3 protein-coding genes and 1 pseudogene are annotated in these 4,433 nt (G+C 57.8%); all 4 read left to right on the top strand.

The annotated features are described in order from the left end of the window. Positions 1-941: pseudogene (locus NSND_RS00250) on the top strand (hypothetical protein); the annotation flags it as partial. 22 nt (positions 942-963) lie between these two features. Further along, a complete protein-coding gene (locus tag NSND_RS00245) occupies positions 964-2,880 on the top strand; it encodes an RHS repeat-associated core domain-containing protein (RefSeq protein ID WP_080877062.1) in 1,917 nt (638 codons plus the stop codon). 11 nt (positions 2,881-2,891) lie between these two features. Beyond that, complete coding sequence (locus NSND_RS20800; RefSeq protein WP_143833331.1) at positions 2,892-3,311, top strand: hypothetical protein; 420 nt, start codon at positions 2,892-2,894, stop codon at positions 3,309-3,311. Beyond that, a partial coding sequence (locus tag NSND_RS00235; RefSeq protein WP_200810439.1) for a LamG-like jellyroll fold domain-containing protein occupies positions 3,311-4,433 on the top strand: 1,123 nt, incomplete at its 3' end. The genes NSND_RS20800 and NSND_RS00235, both read left to right, overlap by 1 nt.

Here is a 4,433-nt window from a genome sequence, read left to right as displayed (position 1 = left end):
TGGCCGAGCTCCAAGCGCCCCGGACGCAAGAGCAGCCCGTGGCAAGTTATGTCTATGACGCGCTCTCGCGCCGGATCGCCACGACCCTGTCGAATGGGACGCAGACGACCTACAGCTATGATCCGGCGTCGCAGGTCACCAACATCCTGCATCAACTCACGGCCAGCAGCACGCAGATTAACAAAGCCGACTATCTCTACAACGGGGTGGGGAATCGCACGAGTCTGACGGACCGGAGGGGAAGTCAGACGTTCGGCTACGACAACCTCGATCGCTTGACGAGCGCCTCCCATCCCATGTTAGCGACGCCGCAGAGCTTTGCATACGATCCGGTGGGCAATCGCACGACGAACAACAGCACCGTCAACGCGGGGAACCAGCTCACGGCGGATACGACACATGCGTATCAATATGACGACAACGGGAATCTCACTCGGAAGACGCTGCTCGCGACAGGGAACTACACGCAGTACACGTACGATGCAGAAAACCGACTGGTGAAAGTCGAAGACTTCGTGGCCGGCAATCCGACGCCGGCATTCACGTCCAACTATCGGTACGATGGCTTGGGCCGTCGGATTGAGAAGGTCGCCAACGGCCAGACGAAGCGCTACATCTACGACGGCGAGGATATTTTGCTGGAGTATGATGGGAACAACCTGCTGCAAGCCCGGTACACCCACGGGCCCGGCATTGACGAACCGATTGCGGTCACGAAGGGTGCCAGCACGTTCTTCTATCATCAAGATGGGCTGGGTTCCGTGACAGATCTCTCCGATGCTGCTGGTGCAACTGCGAAGTCGTATTCATATGACTCCTACGGGAACATTCTCGAATCGCCGGGCACGCTGGAGCAGCCCTATACGTTCANNGGTCGGCTTCTCTATATGGATCAGCCTCACTCGCTCTCTTTTTTGCTGCGACAAATTTCTCGCTCCTAACAAGTCCTACTGACCTACGACCATGAGATCCAAAGTGGGCTTATCATACGATCCCGCTCCGCAGCTCACCAGCATCTTGCATCAGCTGACCGCGACCAGCAGCCAAATCAACAAGGCTGACTATGTCTATAACGGCGTGGGCAATCGGACCAGTCTGACAGACCGCAGAGGGCCACAGACGTTCGGGTATGACCAACTAGACCGACTCACCAGTGCGAGTCATCCCTTGTTACTCGATCCGCAAGCCTTCGCCTATGACGCGGTGGGGAATCGGACCACCGGCGGGAGCCTCGTGAACCCGGGGAATCAACTCACGGCGGATACGAACCATACCTACCAATATGACGACAACGGGAATTTGACCCGCAAGACGTTGCTGGCGACCGGGAACTCTGCCCAGTACACGTATGATGCGGAAAACCGATTGACCAAGGTTGAGGAATTTTCGGCTGGCGCAAGTACCCCCGCCGCCACGTCCATCTACCGGTACGATGGTTTGGGCCGTCGGATCGAGAAGGTGGCCAACGGGCAGACCACGCGGTACGTCTATGACGGCGAAGATATTTTGCTGGAGTATGATGGGAACAACCTGCTGCAAGCCCGGTACACCCACGGGCCGGGCATCGATGAGCCGTTGAGCCGGACGCCGATGGTGCCGGGCCTCGGNNNNTACGTCTATGACGGCGAAGATATTTTGCTGGAGTATGATGGGAACAACCTGCTGCAAGCCCGGTACACCCACGGGCCGGGCATCGATGAGCCGTTGAGCCGGACGCCGATGGTGCCGGGCCTCGGCAGCGGTCAGACGGCGGTGCTGGCTTCCACCCCGGATGGCCTACGCGGGCCGGTGGTGGATGATGGGATCAAGGTGAATGGCCAGGTATCGGTGGGCTTCGTGTTTGTCTCCGGGATGCCGGCGCCGGCGATCGGCCAGCCGATCGACTCAACCGGCCTCGAACAGCCGATCGCGCCGATCGATGTCACGGCCGCCGCGGCCACCGGGACGCTCGCAGTGGACCTGATCGATACGGGGGGCATCGGCGGTAATGCCCCGCTCTATCTGGTGACGCGCGACCACGCGACAAACCAGGTGCTCGAAAGCCGCCTGCTGTTTCCTGCCCGTGCGACGTTTGCCTCGACGACGCCGCTGGGCACGCCGCTCGTCGTGGCCTCGGCGACGGTGCCCACAACCACGCCAGTGGCGGACGGCACACTGTACTATCATCAGGATGGCCTCGGCACGGTGACGGAACTCACCGATATCAACGGCGCCGTGGCCAAGGCCTATGCGTACGATGCGTATGGGAATATCCTGGAGTCACCGGGCACGGTGGAGCAGCCGTATACGTATACGGGCCGAGAGTTCGATTCAGAGTCAGGGCTCTACTACTACCGGGCGCGGTATTACGATGCCTTGACAGGAAGGTTTCTGCAGAAAGATCCGATTGGATTTGGTTCTGGAGACAGTAACTTTTACCGTTATGTGCGAAACGCTCCGGCCAGGTTCAACGACCCACGGGGACTAAAACCTGGGGATCCTTTTGACAGCGAGCGGGAGGCAGTTCTAGATGCAATAGATTGTATCTGTGCTAAACCGAAGTCTGCGAGGCGGAATGAGTGGGGAGGGTATGTCAGGAGAGTGCCTACCAACCAGGGATTAAAATACGTAGCATCGGATCCTAAGACCTCGAACAGTCCGGGGTCTGTAGAAATAACTGCTCCAAGGGATGAGTCTGTAACTGCTCTATATCACACTCATAATTCATATTTTGGATCATTAAGGTTCACGGATCCGGATGACTATGCCGGTCCTAGAGGGTGGCGTGAGCAACGAGAGTTCACCAACTACCTTGGAGGGGGAAGCGAGGATCTGAATCCGGGTTGTCGAAAGGTACTCAAGTTTGTACCGGGATATGGCATTATTCCAGTCAGGCAATAGGGGAAGCATTCATGCATTCAAAATGCTACAGACCGACTAGTTTTATTAGAATCGCATATTTTGCTTGTAGCTTGTTCTTCCTGCTTGTTACAGGTTCCCCAACAAAAGCGTTTGGAAGTGTTGAGCTAAAAGCGATATTCCTGGCTAATGCTGAGTTAGAAAGAATGGGGATTCATCCAGAGAGCTACGATATAGAGGTGGACGACGGTAACCAGCAGTGGGACAGGTTCATGGGGTATATGAAGACCAGCCCAGACATTGAAACGCAACAGCTATTCGAAGTCTATGACACAAAGCTTCGAGGCAAGAATTATTGGGTTGTCTACTACCATCCTAAATCAATTCATGGAGGTATTGTTAAGGGCGGCGGAGTGACCCTTGTCATTGAACAACAGACAGGAGCTCCACTTCTAGTGATCCATGGAGAGTAGTGGCCGATTTAAGCAGCGTTGGTTCTTGGTACTCTCCGGCCAACTCAGCCTCCTGGGAACTCCAGCTACAACCGAACGGAACGGCCCGCTTTGCCGTGGCCGGACCGGACGCAGGGGCGGGGACGACGTTCGTGAGCGGCGGCGTGGCGACGACGCAGCGGGTCAACGATGGACAGTGGCATCGGCTCGGGGCGGTCCGCAATGGGACGGAACTCCGGCTGTATCGCGACGGCCAGATGGAAGGGTTTTGGAACTTTCTCAACGGGCCGCCGGTGTTGACCAGCCTGCCGGCGGGCGGCCTCCGCATTGGCACCGGCGGCTGCGGCACCAATCCGTTCACGGGTCAGCTCGATGAGATCACGATGGCGGATCGGGCCTGGACGGTGGCTGAACTTCAATCGCCCCGGACCCAGGAACAACCGGTGGCGACCTATGTCTATGACGCGCTCTCGCGCCGGATCGCCACGACCCTGTCGAATGGTACCCAGACCACCTACAGCTACGATCCTGCCAGTCAGGTGACGAACATTCTGCACCAGCTCACGGCCACCAGCACGCAGATCAATCAGGCCGCCTATGCCTACAACGGGGTGGGGAATCGGACCTCGCTGACGGATCGACGCGGTGCACAGGCGTTTGGGTATGACAATCTCGATCGGTTGACCTCGGCCAGCCATCCGCTCCTCGCCACGCCGCAGAGCTTCGCCTACGATGCCGTGGGCAATCAGACCACAACCGGGGCTGTCTTGAATGCGGGCAATCAGCTCACGGCGGATGCGACGCACAGCTATCAATACGATGATAACGGGAATCTGACGCGCAAGACGCTGCTCGCCACGGGGAACTATACCCAGTACACCTACGATGCGGAGAATCGCCTGATCAAGGTCGAAGACTTCGCGGCGGGGAATCCGACCCCAGCCTTCACGAGTACATATCGCTATGATGGACTCGGACGGCGCATCGAAAAGGTGGCGAATGGGCAGATGCAACGTTACGTCTATGACGGCGAAGATATTTTGCTGGAGTATGATGGGAACAACCTGCTGCAAGCCCGGTACACCCACGGGCCGGGCATCGATGAGCCGTTGAGCCGGACGCCGATGGTGCCGGGCCTCGGCA

This window comes from Nitrospira sp. ND1 (assembly GCF_900170025.1).
Classification (GTDB): Bacteria; Nitrospirota; Nitrospiria; order Nitrospirales; family Nitrospiraceae; genus Nitrospira_A.
This window is presented reverse-complemented; position numbering and strand designations above follow the sequence as displayed.

Excerpts from the sequence above, each read along its gene's own strand:
- NSND_RS20800 (WP_143833331.1), top strand. The coding sequence starts at position 2,892 with ATGCATTCAAAATGCTACAGACCGACTAGTTTTATTAGAATCGCATAT.